We start from the raw sequence: 23,450 nt of genomic DNA on the forward strand, positions 1-23,450 counted from the left end.
CGGGTGAGGGTTCGACACGGGGTCGGCACGCACAGGCCCGGTGTCGAAACGGAGGACCGTGATGCCGCTCGAGCTGGTGGGCGAGGACCCCGACTCGCCCGAGGGGCGCTGCCCCGCCGTGTACCTCGACCCCGACAGCGGGGATTTTTACTTCCAGGGTCTGCTCGTCACCGATCCGCTGGTGCTCGCCGAGATCGGCAGGCACGGCACCCTGCACGCCGACGAGGCCGTGGTGCGGCTTCCCGGACGCATGGCGTCGATCATCGCCGAGGCGGCCGCCGGCACTTATGAGCCGGGACGTCTCGGGCACGGTCCGGCCGACAGCACCGAGGTGCTCAAAGTCGCCAAGCACAGCGCGCTGCACCTGGAGATGCGCGACACCTACGACCCGTCCCACCCCGCCTACCAGGACTTTCTGGCGGGCGGGTCGGGCTGGTACGAGATGACGAACTGGCGCCGGATCGTGCAGGACGCCGTGGGTCGCGGGGTGACGATCCGGCGCGCCCGGGTGATCTCCATGCCCCCTTCGGACTACATCCGCTGGGAGCACATGCTCACCTCCCAGAACATCGAGGCCGGAGAGGACGTGCGGTGGCTGCCGCGCGACCGGGCCTGGGACCTGATGCTGCCCGGCGCGGACTTTTGGCTGTTCGACAACAAGCTGGTGATGTTCAACTTCTGCGAGGGGGACGGGACCGAGATCCCCGAAGAGAAGAGCAGCAACGACCCGACCGTGGTCGCGCGCTGCCTGGCCGCGTTCGAGCAGGTGTGGGAGCGAGCGATCCCCCACGAGCAGTTCCGACTTCCCTGAACATATCGGTCCCGGTCTCAGCCACGTCGGCGAGGCCGGGGCCAAAACCTGCCAAATCTCTTCCCGGCGGCGACCTGAGTGCGCGAGGTTTTGGACGACACTGCACACACTCCAGGGAGCCGTCTTGATCACCTTCTCGCTGAAACAAGCCTCTGGTAATACAAAGGCGTTTCGAACGCCCGCCCGGGTCCTGCTCGGCCGTCGCGCCGAATGCTTTTCTTCTGCAATCAGCCCTGAGGTATCCCGGTTTTCGCATCGGAGATACGCGGCCAGGCGAACTGATCTGGTGTGAGCAGTTGAATGACATCGCTCAACGGGGGAGAGCACGTGATCCGGGCAGCGAATACCACCGGCGACTTCGAGCGGGCGGCACGGTTGCGAGACGAGCTGGTCGATACGCTGCGATCGCGCGGGAAGATCGTCTCGCCTGCAGTGGAGAAGGCGTTCCGCACGGTTGCCCGTGAGACGTTCGTACCCCCCGGCACTCCTCTTGAGGAGGTCTACGCCGTAGACCGCGCGGTGGTGACCAAGACCGACGAGCACGGCAGGAGCTTGTCCTCGGTCAGCGCCACTTACATCCAGGCCCGCATGATCGAAATGGCGGATATCCATCCCGGAATGGCCGTTCTGGAGATCGGCTCAGGCGGCTACAACGCCGCGCTGCTGGCCGAGATCGTCGGTCCGGATGGGTATGTGGTCAGCATCGACATCGACAGCGAGATCGTCGAGCGTGCCGGCGCCCTGCTGAGCCGAACCGGGTATGGCGGTCGGGTCAGCGTTGTGCACGCGGACGCCGAATACCCCGTGCCCGGCTTCGGCCCGTTCGATCGGACGTTGGTCACCGTCGGGGCGTGGGACATCCCCCCGGCCTGGCTGGACCAACTGGTCGCCGACGGTGTGCTGGTGGTGCCGCTGCGCATGAACGGCATCACCCGAACCATCGCGTTCCGCCGCGACGGCGATCACCTGACCAGCAGCGACGCCGAAGTGGCCGGATTCGTGCCCATTCAGGGGCAGGGCGCGCATACCGAGCGGACATTCCTGCTGCCAGATCCGAACGGCGCGCGGCTATGGCTGCAGTTCGACTCCGGCGCCCCTGAAGAAATACGCCTCCTCGACGGTGTGCTGGCAACCGAATCGGTGTCGGTGTGGTCCGGTGTCACCATCGGGAAGGGCATCTCGTTCGCCGACCTGCATCTGTGGCTCGCGGCGTTCCTGCCCGGATTCTGCCGGATCAGCGCCGACCCTGGTACCGATCTGGCGGCGAAGCTGGGCAAGACCTGGTTCCCGCTCGGCGGCGTAGTCGGGGGTTCCTTCGCCTATCTCGCAGTGCGGCCGGCGATGGACGACACGGGCGTGGAGTTCGGCGCCACCGCCCACGGTGGCCGGGCCGCGGCCATCGCTCTTGTCGAGCAGATCCAGGCCTGGGACCGCACCGGCCGTCACCGCAGTCCCTCGTTCGGTTTCTGGCCTGCCGGCAGCACCGTTCCCAAGCTTCCCGAGCCCTCGGCGGTGCTGCACAAAAGGCATGGCGCCGTCTCGATCTCCTGGCTCCCGGCGAGCCAGAACACACCGATCATTCGCCCTCGACGTGTGGGAGGAGTGAACTGATGACTCTGCCCCTGGCCCTGGACCTCGCCGATGACCACGGCGAGATCGCAGCAGAAGAGTTCGAGCTGGACCTGCGCGTGGTGGAGTCCACCACGCCGATAGTGACCATGATGTGCTCCACCAGCGACGGCTGCGGCAACACCTGCAGCACCAGCGCGTGCAGCAGCAGCTCATACGACCCGTTCTGACGGCCTGAACGCCTTGCGGCGGCATCCCTTAGCCGGGATGTCGCCTCCGCAAGTCCCGGCGAGAGGAAGGAAATGGGGTCGTGGCCGTTTCCCGCCGTTTCCGCCACACCGGACTCGTGCTGGTACGCGCGACCACATGTCCCCCGGACGTGACGCCTCCCGGCGATGTGGACTTGGCCGACCACGCTGCCGTGGCGCGGGAGGGAGCCGCGTGGGTGAGGCGAGTCTGGCAGCGCCGTGAGGTACGCGAAGCCGTGGAGATGTCCAGCCCAGACCTGGCCGCCGGCATCGAGCGCCTTCTGACGGATGGCTGTCCCGCCGGGCGGCGGCTTCGCCGGACGGTGGCCTCGCCGGCGTCGTACCTGCTGCGGTGGGAACGGCGCGCCACCCCCTTCGGGATGTTCGCCGGCGTCACCGCCGCTGCGCTCGGCCCGGCGGCGGTGAAGATCGACACCGGTCACCGTGCCGTCGTTCGCGCCGATTCCGAATGGCTCGCCACGCTGATCGACCAGGTGGAGCGGCATCCTGCCCTGCGGATGCGGTTGACGGTGGTCGCGGACAACACCGGCGTCGTCCGCGACGGCCGCTTCATCGTCCTCCGCAGGGCCGCGGTCGGAGCGCGATCACCGGGACCGCTGCAGGAAGCGTCGGTGCGTCTCACCACACCCATCGCCTACGCCCTCGAGCAGGCCGTCCGGCCCCAGCGGCTCGCCGCACTGGCCGATCGCATGTCCCGGCGTTTTCCCAGCGCCGACACCGGCCGGATACACACGTTGCTGCACGGCCTGATCGACGGGGGATTCCTCATCACCGACCTGCGTCCGCCTTCGACCGCTGAGGACCCGCTGAACCATCTCATCCAGGCGCTCCACCGCGCAGGAGTCCGCGAGGCGGGCGACGCGGAGCTCACGGAGATCACCAAGCTGCTCGACCATCTGGAGGTCATCAACCGCCAACTGATGGAACACAACACCGCTGCCGACCCGGCGCGTGCGGCGCCCCTGCGTGCCGCGGCCGCCGGCAGGATGCGGCATCTGGCGCGCGGCACCGGGCCCGTGCTGGCGGCCGATCTGCGGCTCAACGCCCACATCGCGATCCCCGAACCGGTTGTGCACGAGGCCGAGCGAGCAGCCGATGTCTTGCTGCGGCTGTCAACGCAGCCGTTCGGCACGACGGCGTGGTTGGACTACCACGCCCGCTTCCGTGCCCGCTATGGCACCGGTGCACTTGTCCCGGTCCGGGAGCTGGTCACCGACTCAGGACTGGGGTACCCCCGCGGGTATCTGGGCGCGCCTCGTGCCCGCCCCGTGTGGCGGACATTGACCCAACGCGACACCACTTTGATGGGGATGATCCAGCAAGCCCTCGTGGACGGCCGTGAGGAGATCACGCTGTCCGAGGCCGATATAGCGGCATTGACGACAGGTGATCACGGTGACGTCGTGGTGCCGTCGCGTATCGAACTCGGCATCACGCTCCACGCCACTTCAACGGACGCGATCAACCGCGGCGACTTCACCCTGCAGGTGGTGGCCGCGCCACGCGCCCACACCAGCATGATCGGCCGCTTCGCCCACCTGCTCGACAAGGCCGACCGGGCCAAGCTCGCCCGCACCTACGCTCCCGATGACGACGTCGTGGTAGCGCAGTTGTCGTTCACGCCCCGACGTCCGCACAACGACAACGTCGTACGCGTCGCCCCACACGCGGGAACAGTCGTCCTGCCGCTGGCCGAACACCCCGGCACCGCTCCCGGCCGGTCGGGTTCCGGTGGAACCGAGGTGGGCGTGCTCAGCTTGGACGACCTGGCGGTCACCGCGGACGCCGATCAGATGTACCTGGTGCAGCGGTCCACCGGGCGACGTGTGCGCGCCTACATCCCCCACGCTCTGGACACCACCGTGCAGACACCGCCGTTGGCGCGGTTCCTGGCAGAAATCGCCGATGCACGCAGCGCCGTGTTCGGCCCATTCGACCTGGGAGCGGCCCGCGCCCTGCCGTACGTCCCCCGCATCCGCTACCGGCGCACGGTGTTGTCTCCCGCACGCTGGCTCCTCACCCGCGGCGCCCTAGCCGCACCCGGCGAAGACTGGGACGCGGCCTTGCACAGATGGCGCCACCGGTGGAGGGTGCCCGCTCGCGTCGTGCTGTGCCAGGGAGAATTGCGCCTGCCGTTGAACTTGGACCGGCCTTTGGACCGCCGACTGCTGCAGGCTCGGCTGAATGCGGCTGAACGGCTCGAACTTCGTGAGGATGCCTCGTCCATCGCCTGGGGCTGGGTGGGACGCGCGGCGGAGCTGGTGATCCCGATGGTCGCGGCCGCCGCGCCGAAGGGGCGGCCGCCGGTGACCGCACCGCCGGGCATCATCCATCAGCCGGGCGATGCGTTGTTGCTGCGGGCGCACTTGGTGGGCAACCCCGCGCACTTCGACACCATCCTCACCCGTCACCTCCCTGCGTTCGTCCAGCAGCTCGGCGTACCGATCCGGCGATGGTGGGCGAGCAGGCATCGCGACCTGATCCGTCTGGAGGCCGACCAGTACCTCGTGGTGCTGTTCCGGCTCGCCGAACGGTCCCAGTACGGAGCAGTGGCCGCACGGCTGGCCGCCTTCGCTCAGGAGTTGCGAACCCGCGGCCTGCTCGAACAGCTCTTCCTGGCTCCCGCCGCAGAGCAGCCTGGCCGCTACGGGCACGGCCCGGCCCTGGAAGCGGCCGAGGAGGTGTTCGCCGCCGACACCGCAGCCGCCATAGCCCAGATCGCAATGGCCCAGGCCGCCGGGGTGGCGGCGCAGGCCGTCGCGGCGGCCTCCATGACCCATCTCGCCGCTGCGTTCGCCTCCGATACCGCGGCCGGCTACCGCACTCTGGTCCGCCGCGCAAAGCGACGCTCCGGGCCGGTAGATGCAGTCGTACGCGATGCCGCCTTCCGCCTGGCCGATCCCGCAGCCGGCTTCGCCGCCGTCCGCGCCCTTCCGGGTGGCGACGCGGTCGCCGCCGCCTGGCAGCGCAGAGCCGACGCATTGGCCGCCTACCATCGCCTTCTCGCCCAACAGCGCGACCCCGCAGACCTGGTGACGACGCTCCTGCACGGGCATCACGTCCGGGCGTTCGGTCCCGATCCCGAACACGAGGCCACCACCATCCGGCCGGCCCGCGCCGCCGCCCTCCGGAATCTGGCCACCGCCTCACCTGCGGCAGGTGCCCCGTGACGTCATCCGCGGTGATCTCCCACGATCAGGCGCATCACCAATCCCTGGCGGACGGTACGGCCGGCCTCGCGCTCCTCCGCATCGAACGAGCCCTGTCCGGCCAGGCCCCCTGGACCGAGGCACACGCACTGATTCGGCGGGTGGCCGCCGGCCCGATCGACGGAGGCGATCACGCAGGCCTGTATTACGGGGCGCCCGCCGTCGCGTTCCTCCTGCACGCCGCCGACACAGACGGCCGGGGTCGGTACGAACAGGCGCTCACCACGCTGGACCGCCACGTGGCGCGTCTTGCCCGCCGCCGCATCAACACCGCCCGCACCAGAATCAACGCGGGCGAGCACGCACAGTTCAGCGAGTACGACCTGTTCTATGGCCTGGTCGGCATCGGTGCGCTGCTGCTCTCGCGCCAGCCCGGCAGCGACGTCTTCGGCGACGTGCTGCGGTACCTGGTGCGGCTCACCCGCCCGGCACGGCACGACGGAGTGGAACTGCCCGGCTGGTGGGTCACGCACGACCCCGACCCGACCCTGCCGACACCCGGTGGGCACGCCAATTTGGGCATGGCACACGGCGCGGCAGGCATCCTCGCGCTTCTGGCACTGGCCGCCCGCGCCGGCCACACCGTCGAAGGGCACCACGAAGCGCTCGAACAGCTGGCCGACTGGATGGAGAACTGGCGGCAGCAGTCACCGGAGGGCCCCTGGTGGCCTCAATGGATCACCCTCACCGCACTGCGCACCGGCCGTCCCGCCCAACAACGCCCCGGACGCCCCTCATGGTGTTACGGCACCCCGGGCATCGCCCGCGCACTCCAGTTGGCCGCCCTGGCCACCGGTGACACCGCACGGCGGCGCAACGCCGAACAAGCGCTGCTGGCCTGCCTGACCGATCAGAACCTGACGCGGATCAGCGACCCCGGAATCTGCCACGGCATGGCCGGGCTCTACCAAACCGCCTATCGTGCCGCCGGCGACAGCACCGACCCGGCACTCCGCCGGCGGCTGCCTGCCCTGGCCGCCGCACTCCGCGCCAGAGCCCGCCGTGAACACACGCAGCGCCTGAACGAGGGACTGCTGACCGGCCGAGCCGGAGTGGCACTGGCTTTGGAAAGCGCGCGGCACGCCGCACCACCCCGCTCGGGATGGGACGCATGCCTGCTGATCACCTGACCGAAGCCGCCCCCGCCCAGCTCGCCGCCGGCGTACTCGCCGTCCTCGCAGGCATCCCACTCGAGAGAGCCGCCGCCGAGCACGGTCTTCAACTCGATCAGCTCACTGAAGCCGTCCAGGTGTACCTGGCCGCCGGCTACGCCGCGCTGGAACGTCGCACTGAGCAGCAGTGGCATCAGATACTCGTGAAGTGGCCTGCGTGGGAGCAGGCCGAGAAACTCGCCGCCACGCACCTTCGCCCGCGCCTGGACGACCTGCACCGCCGGGGAGTCATCGGCGGGTGGTGGTTCCTGCGCAAGCACCCCTGGTGGCGGATACGGCTACGGGTTCCCGGCCCAGAGGCCACCTCGGCAACCGCCGACGTCATCACCGGGACGATGACCGAACTGACCGACCTCGGGCTGATCGCCGGATGGCAGCGTTCGATCTACGAACCGGAGCACGCCGCGTTCGGCGGCCCCACAGCCATGGCCACCGTCCACGACCTCTTCTGCGCCGACAGCCGCGGAGTTCTCGACCACGCCCTCATGGCGTCACCACCGATCGGCCGCCGGGAAATATCGATCATGCTTCTTCAGTCACTCCTGCACGGCGCGGAGCTGGACTGGTTCGAACGCGGCGACGTCTTCCACCGGGTCGCGCAGCTACGTCCCATCCCACCGCATTCGATACCCCATGCAGCGATGGACGCGCTGACCGGCAAGATGCGGACGCTCATACACACCACAGCCGAAGCCACAACCTCTCTCTTCAGCCCGGGTGGTCCAATCGCGTCCGCAACCGACTGGCGAGAAAGCTTCCACGCAGCAGGGCGACAACTCGGGGCAGCCGCAACCAACGGCCGCCTCGACCGCGGCCTACGTGCGCTACTCGCCCATGTAGTGATCTTCCACTGGAACCGGCTCGGCCTATCGGCCACTACCCAAGGCGTCCTCGCCCGCGCCGCCACCGCCGCCTTCCTGCCGCGCAACTGACTCATCCAGCTTCTTGATCGCCCAGTAGCCCTATGTCGTGGAGCACGGCACCGGTGTTTCCGTTCAAAATGATCAGTCGATGTGCGGGACGGGGCTGGTCAGGCCGTGGTCGATGCGGCGGCGCAGTGCCGGATGGATGTCGTATTCGGCGAGGTCTTCGGGGGCGACCCAGCGGACGGCGGAGGACTCGTCAGTGGTGGTGAGCCGGCCACCGATCGGACGGGCGTGCAAGCAGATGTTCACCGGCTGGCGGACCTCGGTGACCTTGCCGCCCTTGATGTACTCGATCACGTGGTCAGGGGTGGTGAACACCCCGACCAGGCCCGTGATCTCGATCTCGATGCCGGTCTCCTCCCGGCACTCACGGACGGCGCACTCGCGGATGGTCTCGCCCTTCTTCAGTCCGCCCGTGGGAATGGTCCACAGGCCGTTGTCAGTGCGCTGAAGCAACAGCACCCGTCCAGCTTCGTCGCGCACCAGGGCGCTCGCGGACGGCCTACGGGACGTCGGTTCCGGGGCATGGGGGTTCTGCCAGTGATCGACTCGTTTCGTCTTCTTGCCCACTTGCTCGCTCCCGTTCAACGGCCGTGCGGATGCTCACACCCGTTCGTAGGGCTTCAGGTACGTGCTGAAGTACGCCCGGCCGTCGCTGGTCGGTGTATGCGCCTTCTCACCGTTTTCCCTGAGGGAACGTTTGGTGTTTCCCAGGGAACATTCATCGTGTTCCCTGGGGAACATCCAGGGCGTTCCCCACGGACGCCAATGCTCGGAGCTCGCGGGCGGATGGCAGTTCGCGGGCCTGTTCCGGCAGCGTCTGCAAGACCTGACCGAGCAAGACCTTCCTGCCGGCGGTCGTGGCATCTGGGTACTTTTCCATGACGGTTAGGGCCTGCTGAAGGCCCGCCTCCACTTCCCGGGCGTGGATGAGTGCCACTGCGTTCATGAGCGCCAGGTTCGAGCGGGGGCCGTGTGCTTCGGGTGGGTAGAGGGCCAAGGAACGGGCCACTGTGTCTCGGGACTGAGCGTCCCCTGCGAGGGTGCGGACGTAAGACTCAGACCAGCGCAGCTGGGTTTCCTGAAAAGTGAACACCGACTGTCCGTCCTGGCTCGGTAGCGCCTCGAACGTGCGGGTGGCCTCGGTCAGAGAGGCATGCGCCTGGGCAACGTTGCCCTGTGCGACCGTGGCGTAGGCGCGTGCGGTGTGGGCGCGAGCCAGGCCGGCGGACGGTGTTCCGCCTGAGATTGCGATGGCTTCGGAGATCAAGTCGTCGATGACACTCGCTGGACGGCCGGTCCAGCAGGCGTCCTGAGCGGCTCGGCCTCGTACCCATACGCGTAGAGCGGTGTCTCCAGAGGCATCGGCGGCATGTTTCGCGGTGGCCCAGGTGGTGCGGGCGGCGCGTATCTGGCCTGTGTCGCCCAGATCGATCGCCAGGCATGCCGACAGGCCGGCGCTCACTCGTAGCAGCCGACGCCGCTCGGACTCGGTCATCTGCCATTTGAGCAGTTCACCAACGGCCACGATGTCGGCGGTCAAGTCCTTGATCAGGGCGCCCGCGGGGCGGACCATGAGCAACTGCCCGTATTCGTGGACGGTGCGGTCCCACTCGTCCAGGTCGAGGGGGTTGCCCAGGGCCTCTTCGATTCCGGCGAGGACGCCTTCCAGGGCGCCGGGTGGGATCGTGGCTCCGGCTCCGAGTGCGGCCAGCAGTTGCAGGGCGGCGCGCCGTCTCACCTCTTCACTCCCTTCATCTGGGAGCACCGTCGATTTCAAGGTACGTCACGGGGTTTCGACGGCGGCAGAGCGTTTTGAGTGGCCGAGGAGGTCGATTCAGCTCGCGGTTTGAAGGCGGGAGTCGTTCTGCCTCTATCCCTGAACCCGTAGCTGAACGCGGTCCGCCGGGTACATTTCCGTTTGTCCGCTTTGCTCGACCACCAGAACCGGGACGCCTTCCGGCAGGTCCAGCCGGTCTCGTTCATCGGCAGTCGGCATTCTCGATGTCACCACAGCGGCCGGGCGGATTATTACCTCGCGTCTCTCGGGCACCTCCCGAACGTATGAGCCTCGGGCGTGCTCGGTCACGATCAAACCCTCGCCACGCAGCATCGCCACCGCCCGGCGCACCGTCTCGCGGGCCACGCCGTACTGCTGGACGAGCTGGGCCTCGGACGGAATGGCCTGCCCAGGTGCCAGCTCCCCAAAGAGGATGGCCTCGCGGATCGCTGCAGCGACCTTGGCGTAAGCGGGTGTGTAGTCGGCCACGTCCAGTGTCCCTACGTCGTCCGACCGTACCGCCACCTCCATAGGCCCTGGGCCGAACGAGGACACGCCCGGCAAAGGGCCAAAGCATGAACCTCCGTGCCTCAGACGGCGGTCGTCAATGCCCGGAGTTCGCGGGCGGCGGGCAATTCGTGGGCCTTGTCCGGCAGGGCTCGCAGGATCTGGTTGCTCATATGGCGTCGCGCCGGGCTGATCGGCAGTCGTTGCAGCGTGGTTACCGATGCATCTAGGGCCGCGTCGATCTCGCGGTCTTGGAGCAGGCCCATCGCTCGGATCATGTGCAGGTTGGCGACCGGGCCCAGGGTTCCGGGGGGATAGAGAGCGATTGCTTCGTCCACGGCGGCCTTGCCGCGCTCGTCTCCGGTGAGCGTGTAGACGTACGCCTCGTTCCAGCGCAGACGCGAGGGGCCCCATCCGAAAGTGCTCGGGTCCGAGGTGACTGTGTCCGGGAGGTGTTCGAAGAGGTCGCCCAAAGCGGCCATCTCCCGATGTGCCGTCGTTCGATCGCCGTTCTCGGCGGCCAGGCAGGCGCGGGTGGCATGGACGCGGGGCAGTCCGGAGCACGGTTTGCCATCGGCGATGGCGGCGGCCTCGGCGGTCAGGGCGAGGATGTCGGCGGGCGGGGCTCCTGTCCACAGCGCTTCCTCGGCCTCGCGTGCCCGTACCCAGACGCGCAGGCCCTGGTCTCCGCTGGCATCGGCGGCCCGTCGTGCAGTTCCCCAGGCCAGGCGGGCGCCTCGGCGGTTGCCGACGTCGCCGAGTTCGATGGCCAGTAGTGCCGACAGGCCCGCGCTGATCCGCAGCAACCCCGCCCGGACGGCCTCGGACCGTTCCTGGTCGAGGAGACGGCCGACAGTGATGACGTCAGCGGTCAGGTCCCCCAGATATGTCCCCACCGGCGTTCGGTTGATCAAATACGCGTACTCGCGGACCGTGCGCTCCCATTCATCGAGGTCAAGAGGGTTGCCCAGGGCGTCTTCGATTCCGGCGAGAGCTGTTTCGAGGACAGCCGGCGGGATCGCGGCTCCGGCTCCGAGAGCGGCCAGCAGTTGCAGGGCGGCGCGCCGTCTCATGTCGTCCCCCGCATCTTCGGGAATGACGTCGGCATCCACGGTACCCGGCGATGTCTCCTCCTTGAACAGTTCGTCCTCCTTGATTCCGAACACCGCCGCATAGGCGGCTCGATAGCGCGGGTCGGATACGACGGCCTTGCCCGCTTCCCAGCGCTTGACGTAAGTCACAAACGAGGGCAATTCGGGCTTTTGCCGATCTTCGACGGTATCTCGGAGGAGACGGGCCAGGGTTCGCTGGCCCCAGCCGCGCTTTTCACGCTCGGCGCGCAGTCGGACGGCCTGCATTCGCCGCTGCTCGGTGGTCATGGTGCACGCACCTTTCTCACCATGTTCCCTGGGGAACATTCATCGTGTTCCCTGGGGAACATCCAGGGGGTTCCCCACGGACGCCAATGCCCGGAGCTCGCGGGCGGATGGCAGTTCGCGGGCCTGTTCCGGCAGCGTCTGCAAGACCTGACCGAGCAAGACCTTTCTTCCAGAGGTCGTGGCGTCTGGGTATTTCTCCAGGACGGTCAGAGCTTGCTGAAGGCCTGCCTCCACCTCTCGGGCATGGATGAGGGCGATGGCGTCCATGAGCGCCAGGTTCGAGCGTGCGCCGTGCGCCTCGGTCGGGTACAGGGAAAGGGCACCTGCCACTGTCTCCCGGGCCCGGTCATCGGCGGTCAGGACGTGGACGTAGGACTTCGACCACCACAGATGGCTTTCCAGGAAAGCGAAGATCGTTCGTCTTTCGTCGGCGTTCGGAAGGTGGTCGAAGGTCTGCTCGGCCGCTGCGAGGAACACACGGGCCTGGGCGGTGTCGCCCTGGGTGGCGGCGGCGTAGGCGCGGGCGGCTTGGGCACGGGCCAGACCAGGGGACGGGGTTCCGGCCGCGAGGGCGATGCCCTCGTTGGCGAGGGCGGTGATCGTCTCTGCCGGGCGTCCGGTCCAGCAGGCCTCTTGGGCCGCTCGGCCGCGCACCCAGACGCGCAAGGTGATATCTCCGGAGGCGTCTGCGGCGCGTTTGGCGGTGGCCCAGGTGGCGCGTGTGGCGCGGAGATCGCCCGTACCGCCCAGGTCGATCGCCAGACAGGCCGACAGGGCGGCGGAGACCCGCAGCATCCGTTGCCGGTCGGTGTCGGGCATCTGCCGCGTGAGCAGTTCACCGATGGCGAGCAGGTCCGCGGTCAAGTCCCTGGTCAAAGCGCCGGCGGGCCGGACCGTGAGCAGTTGCCCGTACTCATGGGCGGTGCGCTCCCATTCATCGAGGTCAAGCGGGTTGCCCAGGGCGTCTTCGATTCCGGCAAGAGCTGTTTCGAAGACAGCCGGCGGGATCGCGGCTCCGGCTCCGAGAGCGGCCAGCAGTTGCAGGGCGGCACGCCGTCTCATGTCGTCCCCCGCATCCTCGGGAATGGCACCGACATCCACGCTACCCGGCGATGTCGTTTCGTTGAATAGCTCTTCTTGATCGATTCCGAACACCACTGCGTAGGCCGTGCGATAGCGGGAGTCGGATACCACGGCCTTGCCCGCTTCCCAGCGCTTGACGTAAGTCACAAATGAGGGCAACTCGGGCTTTTGCCGATCTTCGACGGCGTCTCGGAGGAGACGGGCCAGGGTTCGCTGGCCCCAGCCGCGCTTTTCACGCTCGGCGCGCAGCCGGGAGGCCTGCATTCGCCGCTGCTCGGTGGTCATGGTGCACGCACCCTTCTCACCATGTTCCCTGGGGAACATTCGACGTGTTCCCCAGGGAACATCCGCACACGTCACCTGGGAAACACCTGGAGCTGTCCCCCATGATGCCTCTTGAAATGCGGACTGTGACGCAGATTCACTAAATGCATTCACCGCCGCAGATAGAAAGCCGTCAGCGGACTGTCACGGCGGTTCGTGCGGTCGTCCCGCACTGACGTCCAGAAACGCAAAGCGGCCCCGGACGGTGCAGCCACACCGCTACCCGAGGCCTGGCCAGGAAGGCTGGTTTCCTGACTTGAACGCAATCCTAACGACGGCTCCGCCGCGGTGGCCCATTCCTGCGCAAACTGTGCCGACAGTGCTCACCCCCGAGCAGCGGCGGAAACGCGAGCAGGCCGAGCTGCGGGCTCTATTCCCGGACGCCGTTCCCTGGCACGGCGTCCAGTCCGGGCTGTGGCCGGCCGCTCCCTCCGGCGCGAAGCGGCTGCTGCAGGCGCCCACCGCCCAGGACCTGGCGGAGCAGTTGACCGCCCACTACCGGCGTTACCTCACCCCCCAGACCCCCCGTCCAGGCCGCCAGCCGAACCCCCGGCCGGGCGGGGCCGGCGCGGTGGCACGGCGAGCTGCCCTGCGGCCCCCGACATCCCGTGCCGCCGCGCCTTCCAGAACCCTTGCCGGGCCGACCCGCCCCGAAGCGGCGACGAGACCGGCGGCGGTATCCCGAACGCCCGTGCTCTCCCGCCCGGCCGTGCGACGGCCAACGCCTTCATCTCCTGCGGCGTCCCGGCCGCCCGGAAGGCGGGACGTCCGGCATCCAGCACCCAAGAACGGCTGGCTCCGGCGAGGGCTGATCCGGCTGGGCCTCATGGCGGAGACGGCATGACCCGCGAAGAAGCGCTGCGGGAGATCCCGCGCCACGCACGCCGCGGACACGGCTCCCGCGTCCGGCCGCTGATCCGACACTCCGCACCCAAGAGCAGCCGGTTCCTGCGAGGACTGATCCGGCCGGACTTCACAGCGGAGGCCGCATGACCCGCGAAGAAGCGCTGCGGGAGATCCTGCGGCGTGCTCACCGGGAGCACGGGACCTGTGTTCTGGCGCTGCGGCGCATCGAGCGGGAGATCGCCGAACTGCGGCGTTACGTCGACAAGTACATCGGCGGTCAGACGCACGCCTGCTACCTGCACGGGGTGGCCCACACCTTGGAAGCCATGGAGGAGGCCCTGTTCGAGATCTTCAAGGTGAAGCCGGACGACCACACCCCCTCGTGGAGCCGGCCGTCCCTGCTGGAGGAAATAGCGAGCCTCCATCTCGACGGCCAGGGGTCGTAACGCCGTACGGTCGCCATGACCCGTTCCACGTACAGCACCCGCCCCCAGAGCCGAGCCTCTCTTTTCGGCGCGATCTCACTCGCGGGCGGCGGCCAAGGTGACGGGGGCGGGACGGGTCGCCCACCAGGCGGTCAGGACGGTCGTCGCACCGCCGACCAGGAACGCCCCGGCGGCCAGCCAGAACAGCAGGGTCCAGGGGACGGCGATGACCTGTAGGCCGCTGAGGGCGGCGGCTGCCACCAACCCGCCGAGCAGCAGCCCGATGGCGATGACGGCGCACGACTCCACCAGGGCCGCCCGGACGACCTGGCCCCGGCCCAGACCGGTCAGCCGGGCCACGGCGAACTCGGTGCGGCGTTCGGCGCCGGCCATCACCAGGGCGTTGACCACGGCGATCGCGGCGTACAGGCCGGACATGCCCAGCAGCACCAGCATGATGTCCCGGTTGCCGCGGGTCTGGGCGGCGACGCGGGCGTCGGCCCACTCGGAGACGGTGCGCACCGTGCCCAGGTCCGCGGCGCGGATCCGGGCGGCCACCTCCTGTACGGACGTGCCCGGGGCCACCTGGACGATCGTCTCGGCCGGGGAACGGGCGGCCAGCTCATCGGGGATCAGCTCGCGCGGCACCAAAAACGCGTCAGCGCCGTTCTCCAGTACCTCCGGCATCGCCGCGACGATCCGCAGCCGCACCCGCCGGTCGCCGATGCGGGCGACCGGCGGAACCTTGCGGCGGATCGGCTCGGCGGCCAGGCCGGGGCCGATGGCGACCGTGGCGCCGCGCAGCCGGTCCAGGGAGCCGGCGGCCGGGCGCAGCCGCTGGGTCCGCTGGTAGGCGTCCGGGTCGATCGCGACGATCCCCGAGTGGTAGGTGTGCCTCCAGGTGCGTCCCTCCTCGCGGTGCTCGGCCCGTATCGAGATCTCCACCGACAGCCTGGTGGAGGCGACCGCCACGCCGGGGATCTGCCGCAGCCGGGCGGCCTGGGCGCCGGTGGACTCCACCACCAGGTCACCGGCGGTCAGCCGCCGGATCTCCACGCCGGTCGCCGCGGCCAGCGAGTCCAGCGTGCCGGCGAACCCGGCGGTCAGGGCGACCAGCACGATCAGCGGCGCCGCCGTGGCGGCGCTGCGGCGCGTCCCCTCCCGCAGGTTCGCCTCGGCCAGCTCGCCCAGCACGCCCGCCCGGCGCAGCGCCGACCCCAGCACCCACCCGGCGGGCGGCACCAGCAGCGGGCTGAGCATACTGAACGCCACCGCCCCCAGCATCGAGACCGCCATGGCGACCAGCAGCGCGCCCAGGAAGTCCGCCGACTGCCCGGCGACCACCAGCGGCGCCGCCAGGGCCAGGCACGAGAGGCCCACCAGCCAGCGGCCCGCCGTCATCACCCGCGCCGCGGCCCCACTGTCGCGCACCGCGTCCAGGGGACGCAGCCGGGCCGCCCGCAGCGCGGCCGCCAGCACCCCGCAGACCGCCACGCCGAGCCCGACCCCCGCCGACACCGGCAGCACCCCGGCGGACCAGCCGACGGTGAAGTGCCCGGGCAGGAACCCCAGCCGCACCAGCAGCCAGGCCTGCGCCCACATCGCCGGCACTCCCAGCAGCACGCCCAGTACCGTCCCGGCCAGCCCCAGCAGCAGCGCCTCCGTCAGCAACAAGACGACCAGTTGCCGGCGGCTGCCGCCGGCCAGCCGCAGCAACGCCAGATCCCGCCGCCGCTGCGCCACGGTGAAGGCGAACGTCGAACCGACGATGAACACCGCCAGAAACGCCGCCAGCAGCACCGTCATCCCCAGCAGCGTCGCCGCCCCGACGTACCCCTCCTGGATCTGCTCGGCCTCCCGCCCCGATGTCCCCGGCGGGATCTGCGGCTCCCCCGTGGCGACCAGCGTCAGCAGGGACGACTGCACCAGCGCCACCCCCAGCGCCACCGCCGACACCGCCCCGGCGAACAGCCACCGCCGCTCCCGCAGCGTCCCCCACGACAGGCTCAGCACCGCCTCACCCCTCCAGCCGGGCGAGACGGTCGGCCACCTGGCGGGCGGACGGGCGGGCCAGGTGATCGACGACGCGTCCGTCGCGCAGGAACACCACCGCGTCGGCGCGGGCCGCCGCCACGGGGTCGTGGGTGACCATGACGATGGTCTGGCCGGTCTCGTCCACCATGGCGCGCAGCAGGTCGAGGACGGTGCGGGCCGAGGCGGAGTCCAGGGCGCCGGTCGGCTCGTCGGCGAACAGCACCGCCGGGCGGGTGACCATGGCGCGGGCGATCGCCACCCGTTGCTGCTGGCCGCCGGACAGCTCCCGGGGGCGGTGCCGCAGCCGGTCCGCCAGCCCGACGCGGGCGAGCACGGCCCGCACCTGCTGCCTGGGCACCCGGACGCCGGCCAGTTTGAGCGGAAGCGCTACGTTCTGCTCGGCGGTCAGCGAGCCGATCAGGTTGAAGTTCTGGAACACGAAACCGACGGCGCGCCGCCGCAGCTCGGTCAGCGTCCCGTCCGGGGCGCGGGTGATGTCCCGCCCGGCCAGGTGGACCCGGCCCGCCGTCACCCTGTCCAGTCCCGCCGCGCAGTGCAGCAGCGTGGACTTGCCCGAGCCGGACGGGCCCATGACCGCGGTCCACGAGCCCTGCGGGAAGTTCAGGGACACCCCGTCCAGGGCCCGCACCCGGGCGCCGCCCGTCCCGTACTCCTTGACCACTCCATGCAGCGCCACCGCACTCGTCACGGCCGCCCTCCACCGGTGCGGGAGCGTGCGGGGCGTCCACTTGGACGAGCGAAGGTCCGGATCGTCATGCCCGGGATTCCACCGGCGAAGGCGGGCGGGGCGCATCATGCCGAGCCCCCGATTTCGAGGTAGGGCCAGCCCTACCGCCCGGGCGCACGCGGCGGGGCTACCGTGCCGGTGTGGCGGCAGAAGGGCCGAAGACGGCGTGGGAGGCGCTCGGGTGGCGGCTGCTCCTGGGCCGGTGGCCGTGGCGTGCGGTGGCCTTTTTGGGGAGCGGTGCGGTGGTGGCGGTGCTGGCGGCGGTGCCGCTGGCGGTGCTGGCCTCCCCGTGGGCGCTGGCCGCGGGACGGCCGCCCACCGTGGCGGGGGCGCTGGTCGTCTGCGGGGGCGTGGCGCTGGCGGTGTTCGGGCCGCTGGTGGCCATGCCGTTGGCCGAGCTGGAGCGGCGGCGGCTGCGGCTGGTCGATGCCCGTCCCGTGCGGCCGGGGCACGCCGCCCCGCCGGCTGCGGGGGTGGCGGCGTGGCTGCGCACCCGTTACGCCGAGGCGGCCACCTGGCGGGAGTTCGGGTACGCCTGCCTGCTGGCCGTCCTGGTGCCGCCGGTGTACGGGGCGGTCGGGCTGGCGGTGCTGCTGGTGGTGATGCTGCTGGCCGGGCCGCTGCTGGTGGCCGGGGCCGAGGGCCCGGTGGCCATCGGCGTCGCCACGGTCGGCACCGTCCGGGAGGCGCTGCCGTACGCCCTGGCCGGGCTGGCGGGGGTGCCCATCGCCGGTTATCTGCTGGTGGCGCTGGCCGCGGCGCACGGGGCGCTGGCGCGGCGGCTGCTGGAGGGGCGGCCCGAGCAGCGGCTGCGGGCCGAACTGGTGGAGGTGTCCCGGTCGCGGGCCCGCCTGGTGGACGCCTTCGAGGCCGAACGCCGCCGCATCGAACGGGACCTGCACGACGGCGCCCAGCAGCGGCTGCTCGGGCTGACCTTGCAGCTCGGCATGGCCCTGCTCGACCTGCCGCCGGGCTCACCGGCCGCCGAGCGGGTGGGCGAGGCCCACCGGCAGGCCCGGGAGCTGATGCGCGAGCTGCGGGAGGTGATCCGCGGCATCCACCCGCGGGTGCTGACCGACCGGGGGCTGGTGGCGGCGCTGGAGGAGCTGGCCGACCGGGCCGCGCTGCCGGTGACCGTGCACGCCGAGCTGCCCGGCAGGCCGCCCCCGCCGGTGGAGAGCACCGCCTACTTCGTGGTGTCGGAGGCGCTCACCAACGCCGCCCGGCACGGCGGCGCCACGCAGGCCACGGTGACCGTGGCCTGGCGGGACGGCCTGCTGACCGTCGAGGTCGCCGACGACGGCGCCGGCGGGGCCGACCCGGACGCCGGGACCGGCCTGACCGGGCTGGCCGACCGGGTGGCGGCGGTCGGCGGCAGAATGCTGCTGTCGAGCCCGGCCGAGGGGCCGACCGTGGTGCGGGTGGAGCTGGCATGCGAGCTGAGCGGGTAGTGCTCGCCGAAGACGGCGTGCTGCTGCGCGAAGGGCTCACCGGGCTGCTGGACCGGTTCGGGTTCCAGGTGGTCGCCGCGGTGGGCGACGCCGAGGCGCTGACCGCCGCGGTCGCCGAGCACTCCCCCGACCTGGTGATCACCGACATTCGGATGCCGCCGGGCCACACCGACGAGGGGCTGCGCGCCGCCGTCGAGCTGCGCCGCGCCGACCCGTCGTTGGCCGTGGTGGCGCTCAGCCAGTACGTGGAGCTGAGCTACGCCGCCGACCTGCTGGACTCCGGGGACGGCAGGCGGGTGGGCTACCTGCTCAAAGACCGGGTCACCGACGTGGCCGACTTCGCCGCCACGCTGCGCCGCGTCCTGGCGGGCGGCACGGTGGTGGACCCGGAGGTGATCAGCCGGCTGCTGCGCCGCCGCCGCGACCCGCTGCAGGCCCTGTCCCCGCGGGAACGCCAGGTGCTGGCCCTGATCGCCGAAGGGCACTCCAACAGCGCCATCGCCCGCCGCCTGGTCGTCTCCGAGGCGACCGTGGGCAAGCACATCGGCGCGATCTTCACCAAGCTCGACCTGCCGCCGGCCGAGGACACCCACCGCCGCGTCCTGGCCGTCCTGGCCTACCTGCGCAGCCGCCCGTCCCGGTGAGCGGGCGGACGTCCGGATTCGGCGCCCCCGGGCGGGCGGGCGTCAGTAGGCTCGGCGGCATGGCGACATCGGGTGCGGATACCGCGCGGGAACCCGTTCTGCACGAACTGGGCGCAGGGGTCTTCGGCTGGGTGCAGCCGGACGGTACGTGGTGGGTGAACAACGCGGGGGCGATCTCGACCCCGGAAGGGACGCTGATCGTCGACACCTGCGCCACCGAGGCCCGGACCCGCCGGTTCCTGGCGGCGGTGCGGGAGGCGACCGGGGACGTCCCGCTGCGGTACGCGGTCAACACGCACCTGCACGGCGACCACACCCACGGCAACTCGCTGCTGCCGGAGTCCACCGTGCTGATCGGGCACGAGGAGACCCGCAAGGGCATCCTGGCCGACTTCATCATCGACGGGTGCCCGCCGCTGTGGGAGCCGCTGCCGGACTGGGGCGCGGTCACCCGCCGTCCGCCGGAGGTGACGCTGACCTCCGAGCTGGCGGTGACCCTCGGCGACCGGCGGATCGAGCTGCGCCACCCCGGGTACGCCGCCCACACCCCCGGGGATGTGGTGGTGTGGCTGCCGGAGGAGCGGGTGCTGTTCACCGGAGACCTGCTGTTCCATGGGTTGACACCGATGCTGGGCATGGGGTCGGTCACCGGCGCCCTGCGCTCGCTGGACTGGATCGCCTCCTTCGAACCCGACCGGGTCGTCCCCGGGCACGGGCCGATCTGCGACGGCGCCGCGCTGCCGGACGTGCTGGCCGCGCACGAGCGCTACTACCGGTTCCTGCTGGAGGTCGGGACGGACGGCATGAAGGACGGGCTGTCCCCGCTGGAGGCCGCCCAGCGCGCCGACCTGGGCGAGTTCGCCGCCTGGGCCGACGCCGAACGGCTGGTGTTCAACCTGCACAAGTTCTACGCCGACACCACCGGCGAGCCCTTCGACCTGGCCCAGGCCGCCCTCGACACGGTGACCTTCAACGGCGGTCCCATGTCCACCTCGGTCTGAGCGTCCGCCCCACACGGGCGGACGGCCGGTGACCGAAAGGCGGCCGAGGGCCGGGGGCGGCACCGCAGCCGCCGGGCGGCCTTGTCAGCGGGCCTTTCCGCACGCCGTCCCCGCAGGTCGCATGCGGGGAGTCGCGCTCAGGGACGATGCCGTGGCCTGCGACGTCCCGTTCCGGCCGGCCAAGACCACGCGGTGGAACACCGGTTTTCCGAAGCGGCCGCGTCCCGGTGAACTGAAGACGGAACTGAAAAGGAAGCGTTTGTTCACCTCGTGTCCGCTGAGTGGTCACGGGAACTCTCTAAGTTGCGAGCGACCGTGCGACCTGCCGGTTCTTTCCCGGAATCCACCGGTTGTCGAGCAATGAGGTGCCCATGACCGCTGAGGACATCCGTCCGGCCGCAGACCCTGACGACATCAGTTCCAATCCATCGGGCAACGCGACGCTGCGCGAGGTCGCCGAGGCCCGGCTGTCACGGCGGTCGGTGATCCGCGGCGGTACCGTGGTCGCCGCCGCCGGTTTCATCGGCGCCGTCGCCGGCACCGGCACCGCCATGGCCGCGCCCGGCAATCCCGGCAATCCCGGCAAGCCCGCCAAGCCCGGCAAGGGCAAGAAGCTGCTGGGGTTCCAGGCCGTCCCGCCCGGAACCGACGACAAGATCGTGGTGCCTCCCGGGTACACCGCCCAGGTGCTGATCCCATGGGGCACCCCGCTGAGCTCACGCGGCCCCAAATGGCGCAAGGACGCCTCCAACAGCGCCGCCGACCAGGCCAAGCAGATCGGCATGCACCACGACGGCATGGCCTTCTTCCCCCTGGGCGCCGGGCCGCTGGGCAGCCGGCAGGGGTTGCTCGTCCTCAACCACGAGTACGTCGACCAGGCGCTGCTGTTCCCCGACGGGGACGCGCAGATGACCAAGGCCAAGGTGGACAAGGCGCTGGCCGCGCACGGCGTCAGCGTCGTGAAGATCGTCCAGGACAAGGGCCGGTGGAAGCAGGTCGATTCCCGCTACAACCGCCGCATCACCGGCACCACCCCGATGACCTTCTCCGGCCCGGTCGGCCCCAGGCACCCGGCGCTGAAGGCCGAGAACGCCCCCATGGGCACCCTCAACAACTGCTCCAACGGGCAGACCCCGTGGGGCACCTACCTGGCCTGCGAGGAGAACTGGAACAGCTACTTCGGCACCACCGACTCCTCGTGGAAGCCGACGCCCCAGCAGGCCCGCTACGGCGTGTCGGCGAGCAGTTCCTACCGCTGGCACGAAGCCGATCCCCGGTTCGACGTTGCGGTCAACCCCAACGAGCTCAACCGGTTCGGCTGGGTCGTGGAGATCGACCCGTTCGACCCCAAGTCCACCCCGGTCAAGCGCACCGCGCTGGGCCGCATCAAGCACGAGGGCGCCACCGTCACCGAGTCGCGCGGCCGGATCGTCGTCTACACCGGGGACGACCAGGACGGCGAGTACATCTACAAGTTCGTCGGCAGCGCCCCCTGGCGGCTGCTGCGCGCCCTGCGCAAGAGCCCGCTGGACCACGGCACGCTGTATGTGGCCAAGTTCAACGACGACGGCACCGGGCGGTGGCTGCCGCTCAAGCACGGCACCGGCCCGCTGACCAAGGCGGGCGGGTGGGCCGACCAGGCGGACGTGCTGCTGCGCACCCGGGAGGCCGCCGACGCCGTGGGCGCCACCAAGCTGGACCGCCCCGAGTGGGTGGCCGTCCATCCGCGCACCAAGGACGTCTACCTGACCCTCACCAACGGTTCCGGCTGGAACAACAAGGTCAACCCCCGCAAGCCCAACCCCTACGGCCACATCGTGCGCTGGCGGGAGCGGGGCGGCGACAACACCGCGCTGACCTTCGAGTGGGACATCTTCCTGCTGGCCGGCGACCCCGCCTACGACCCGCAGGTCAAGCTGTCCCCCGAGGACGTGTTCGGCTCCCCGGACGGCCTGGGCTTCGACCGCGACGGGCGGCTGTGGATCCAGACCGACGTGTCCAACTCCACCCAGAACCGTCCCGACCGGGGCCACGACAACATCGGCAACAACCAGATGCTGGCCGCCGACCCGGCCACCGGCGAGGTCCGCCGGTTCCTGGTCGGCCCGCGCGGCTGCGAGGTCACCGGCTTCGCCATGACGCCGGACCAGCGGACCATGTTCGTCAACATCCAGCACCCCGGGGAGGACACCGCGTTCTGGGGCGCCGCCCCCACGCCGCAGAACCCCAACGCGGTCAGCTCCTGGCCCGACCACGACCCGGCGGGGCGTCCCCGCTCGGCCACCGTCGTCATCCGCAAGAAGGACGGCGGCGTCATCGGCACCTGACCCGCTCCCCCCACAGTGGCCGGCCTTTCGCGCACCGGGCCCGGCCGCTCCTTCTCGCCCGGGCCGGTCCCGCGCAAGCGGGGCCGGCCCGGGCCTCGGGCACGCCGTGGGCCGCGACCGCACGGCATGGAGGCCCGGCCGGTGGCCACGCGGTGATTCACGCGCCGTTCCGCAGGTCGCATGCGGGGACGGCGCAGTCAGGACGGTGCCGTGACCTGCAACGTCGTGATCCCGGAGACCATCGAGCCCCGTCGCGGCCCTCCAAGATCACGTGGTCAAGCGTCGTCCCCGGCGAAGATCAGCTCGCGGTAGACGACGCCCTCCTCCTCGTCGTGCCAGGGGTAGCGGCCACTGATCACCCCGCCTGTGGCCTCGGTGATCAGGTCGAGCGGCACGTTGAACTGGTGGTCACCGCCCGTCTGGAGTTCCTTCTCCCGGGCCCGCCGGATGCGCTCGGCCAGGCTCTGCGGGGCGTCCCCTTTGGAGATGACGTGCATCCCCCGCTCATCGGGCTTGGAGCAGTCGCTGAAGACCTTCCAGCGGAAACGCCCGTCCACGTACATCACCGCCTGGCTGTACATGGTGGTCTCCTGCAGGCAGCCGGAGATCACGGTGGCGTCCCGGCTGAGCGGAACCAGGCGGCGCGGGCTGTCGCCCACGCGGCCCCAGGGATCACCGATGATCGTCCAGCCCTGCACGGTCGGCCCCAGGGATATCGGCGCCTTCCAGGAGAGGGGAAGCTCGACCGGGCCGCCCACCTTGGCGCCCAGCCGGGTGAGCAGTTCGTCCCGGCTCAGTCCTTTGACCAGAACATATCCGGTGTTGAGACCCATAACAGGTTCTTTATCGGGCACCACCGACATCGAGACCAGGAAGCAGGCGGGCCGCCAGTCCCGCGCGATCCGGGTCTAGGGAAGGCGCAGGTCGGGTGGTACGTTGCGGGTA

Annotated in this window: 19 protein-coding genes; 11 read left to right on the forward strand and 8 right to left on the reverse strand. The window is 70.3% G+C overall.

All coding sequences use genetic code 11. The features are described from left to right. The first annotated feature begins 61 nt into the window (after positions 1-61). The 6 genes from TCUR_RS28170 (at position 62) to TCUR_RS22835 (ending at position 7,962) form a co-directional block, all read left to right on the forward strand. Positions 62-811, forward strand: a complete 750-nt coding sequence (locus tag TCUR_RS28170) for a DUF6879 family protein (protein ID WP_012854947.1) — start codon at positions 62-64, stop codon at positions 809-811. Positions 812-1,138: 327 nt separating this feature from the next. Then, positions 1,139-2,422, forward strand: a complete 1,284-nt coding sequence (fxlM, locus tag TCUR_RS22815) for a methyltransferase, FxLD system (protein ID WP_052305598.1) — start codon at positions 1,139-1,141, stop codon at positions 2,420-2,422. Beyond that, the gene (locus TCUR_RS22820) at positions 2,422-2,610 is read left to right on the forward strand and encodes an FxLD family lanthipeptide (RefSeq protein WP_012854949.1); all 189 of its coding nucleotides are present in this window, start codon (positions 2,422-2,424) and stop codon (positions 2,608-2,610) included. Before fxlM ends, TCUR_RS22820 begins: the two co-directional genes overlap by 1 nt. Positions 2,611-2,690: 80 nt before the next feature. Continuing rightward, entirely contained in the window at positions 2,691-5,819 is a 3,129-nt protein-coding gene (locus TCUR_RS22825; RefSeq protein ID WP_012854950.1) for a lantibiotic dehydratase, read from the forward strand. After that, complete coding sequence (locus tag TCUR_RS26705; RefSeq protein WP_012854951.1) at positions 5,816-6,988, forward strand: lanthionine synthetase C family protein; 1,173 nt, start codon at positions 5,816-5,818, stop codon at positions 6,986-6,988. The genes TCUR_RS22825 and TCUR_RS26705 overlap by 4 nt, the downstream gene beginning before the upstream one ends. Then, positions 6,970-7,962: a thiopeptide-type bacteriocin biosynthesis protein gene (locus tag TCUR_RS22835; protein ID WP_012854952.1), complete on the forward strand. Its 993-nt coding sequence runs from the start codon at positions 6,970-6,972 to the stop codon at positions 7,960-7,962. Before TCUR_RS26705 ends, TCUR_RS22835 begins: the two co-directional genes overlap by 19 nt. A gap of 72 nt (positions 7,963-8,034) precedes the next feature. On the opposite strand, the gene TCUR_RS22840 is transcribed toward TCUR_RS22835, so the two are convergent. The 5 genes from TCUR_RS22840 to TCUR_RS22860 form a co-directional block, all read right to left on the reverse strand. Then, positions 8,035-8,526: an NUDIX hydrolase gene (locus tag TCUR_RS22840; RefSeq protein WP_012854953.1), complete on the reverse strand. Its 492-nt coding sequence runs from the start codon at positions 8,524-8,526 to the stop codon at positions 8,035-8,037. Between the two features lie 151 nt (positions 8,527-8,677). Further along, entirely contained in the window at positions 8,678-9,697 is a 1,020-nt protein-coding gene (locus TCUR_RS22845) for a hypothetical protein (RefSeq protein ID WP_012854955.1), read from the reverse strand. Positions 9,698-9,829: 132 nt separating this feature from the next. After that, positions 9,830-10,225 (reverse strand): GntR family transcriptional regulator, encoded by a 396-nt coding sequence (locus TCUR_RS22850; RefSeq protein WP_245536923.1) that lies wholly within the window; start codon positions 10,223-10,225, stop codon positions 9,830-9,832. A 101-nt stretch (positions 10,226-10,326) separates the two neighbouring features. Beyond that, the gene (locus tag TCUR_RS25205) at positions 10,327-11,622 is read right to left on the reverse strand and encodes a helix-turn-helix domain-containing protein (RefSeq protein ID WP_012854957.1); all 1,296 of its coding nucleotides are present in this window, start codon (positions 11,620-11,622) and stop codon (positions 10,327-10,329) included. Positions 11,623-11,661: 39 nt separating this feature from the next. Further along, positions 11,662-12,990: a helix-turn-helix domain-containing protein gene (locus tag TCUR_RS22860; protein ID WP_245536924.1), complete on the reverse strand. Its 1,329-nt coding sequence runs from the start codon at positions 12,988-12,990 to the stop codon at positions 11,662-11,664. A gap of 1,028 nt (positions 12,991-14,018) precedes the next feature. Between TCUR_RS22860 and TCUR_RS22865 the strand changes: the two genes are divergently transcribed. Continuing rightward, positions 14,019-14,321: a hypothetical protein gene (locus tag TCUR_RS22865; RefSeq protein ID WP_012854960.1), complete on the forward strand. Its 303-nt coding sequence runs from the start codon at positions 14,019-14,021 to the stop codon at positions 14,319-14,321. Between the two features lie 75 nt (positions 14,322-14,396). Here TCUR_RS22865 and TCUR_RS22870 read toward each other — a convergent pair whose 3' ends face one another. Further along, positions 14,397-16,313, reverse strand: coding sequence for an FtsX-like permease family protein (locus TCUR_RS22870; protein WP_012854961.1), 1,917 nt, complete (start codon positions 16,311-16,313; stop codon positions 14,397-14,399). Between the two features lie 4 nt (positions 16,314-16,317). Next, positions 16,318-17,043 (reverse strand): ABC transporter ATP-binding protein, encoded by a 726-nt coding sequence (locus TCUR_RS22875; protein ID WP_012854962.1) that lies wholly within the window; start codon positions 17,041-17,043, stop codon positions 16,318-16,320. A gap of 179 nt (positions 17,044-17,222) precedes the next feature. Here TCUR_RS22875 and TCUR_RS22880 point away from each other — a divergent pair, with 179 nt between their 5' ends. The 4 genes from TCUR_RS22880 to TCUR_RS22895 all read left to right on the forward strand — a co-directional run bounded on the left by TCUR_RS22880 (position 17,223) and on the right by TCUR_RS22895 (position 22,505). After that, positions 17,223-18,533 carry a sensor histidine kinase gene (locus tag TCUR_RS22880; protein WP_041440296.1) on the forward strand — a complete coding sequence of 437 codons (1,311 nt, stop codon included), beginning with the start codon at positions 17,223-17,225 and terminating at the stop codon, positions 18,531-18,533. Then, positions 18,515-19,177 carry a response regulator gene (locus TCUR_RS22885; protein ID WP_012854964.1) on the forward strand — a complete coding sequence of 221 codons (663 nt, stop codon included), beginning with the start codon at positions 18,515-18,517 and terminating at the stop codon, positions 19,175-19,177. The genes TCUR_RS22880 and TCUR_RS22885 overlap by 19 nt, the downstream gene beginning before the upstream one ends. A gap of 59 nt (positions 19,178-19,236) precedes the next feature. Continuing rightward, positions 19,237-20,178 (forward strand): MBL fold metallo-hydrolase, encoded by a 942-nt coding sequence (locus TCUR_RS22890; protein ID WP_012854965.1) that lies wholly within the window; start codon positions 19,237-19,239, stop codon positions 20,176-20,178. Between the two features lie 371 nt (positions 20,179-20,549). Beyond that, entirely contained in the window at positions 20,550-22,505 is a 1,956-nt protein-coding gene (locus tag TCUR_RS22895; RefSeq protein ID WP_012854966.1) for a PhoX family protein, read from the forward strand. 275 nt (positions 22,506-22,780) lie between these two features. Here the strand turns inward: TCUR_RS22895 and TCUR_RS22900 are convergent, their stop codons facing one another. Beyond that, a complete protein-coding gene (locus TCUR_RS22900) occupies positions 22,781-23,338 on the reverse strand; it encodes a hypothetical protein (RefSeq protein ID WP_041440302.1) in 558 nt (185 codons plus the stop codon). Positions 23,339-23,450 lie beyond the last annotated feature (112 nt).

This window comes from Thermomonospora curvata DSM 43183 (assembly GCF_000024385.1).
GTDB lineage: Bacteria > Actinomycetota > Actinomycetes > Streptosporangiales > Streptosporangiaceae > Thermomonospora > Thermomonospora curvata.

What these genes read in the sequence shown, in the direction of transcription:
- TCUR_RS28170 (WP_012854947.1), top strand. Translation starts at nt 62, where the DNA reads ATGCCGCTCGAGCTGGTGGGCGAGGACCCCGACTCGCCCGAGGGGCGC.
- TCUR_RS22895 (WP_012854966.1), top strand. Translation starts at nt 20,550, where the DNA reads ATGACCGCTGAGGACATCCGTCCGGCCGCAGACCCTGACGACATCAGT.
- TCUR_RS22820 (WP_012854949.1), top strand. Translation starts at nt 2,422, where the DNA reads ATGACTCTGCCCCTGGCCCTGGACCTCGCCGATGACCACGGCGAGATC.
- TCUR_RS22860 (WP_245536924.1), bottom strand. Translation starts at nt 12,990, where the DNA reads ATGACCACCGAGCAGCGGCGAATGCAGGCCTCCCGGCTGCGCGCCGAG.
- TCUR_RS25205 (WP_012854957.1), bottom strand. Translation starts at nt 11,622, where the DNA reads ATGACCACCGAGCAGCGGCGAATGCAGGCCGTCCGACTGCGCGCCGAG.
- TCUR_RS22890 (WP_012854965.1), top strand. Translation starts at nt 19,237, where the DNA reads ATGGCGACATCGGGTGCGGATACCGCGCGGGAACCCGTTCTGCACGAA.
- TCUR_RS22885 (WP_012854964.1), top strand. Translation starts at nt 18,515, where the DNA reads ATGCGAGCTGAGCGGGTAGTGCTCGCCGAAGACGGCGTGCTGCTGCGC.
- TCUR_RS22865 (WP_012854960.1), top strand. Translation starts at nt 14,019, where the DNA reads ATGACCCGCGAAGAAGCGCTGCGGGAGATCCTGCGGCGTGCTCACCGG.
- TCUR_RS22835 (WP_012854952.1), top strand. Translation starts at nt 6,970, where the DNA reads ATGCCTGCTGATCACCTGACCGAAGCCGCCCCCGCCCAGCTCGCCGCC.
- TCUR_RS22900 (WP_041440302.1), bottom strand. Translation starts at nt 23,338, where the DNA reads ATGGGTCTCAACACCGGATATGTTCTGGTCAAAGGACTGAGCCGGGAC.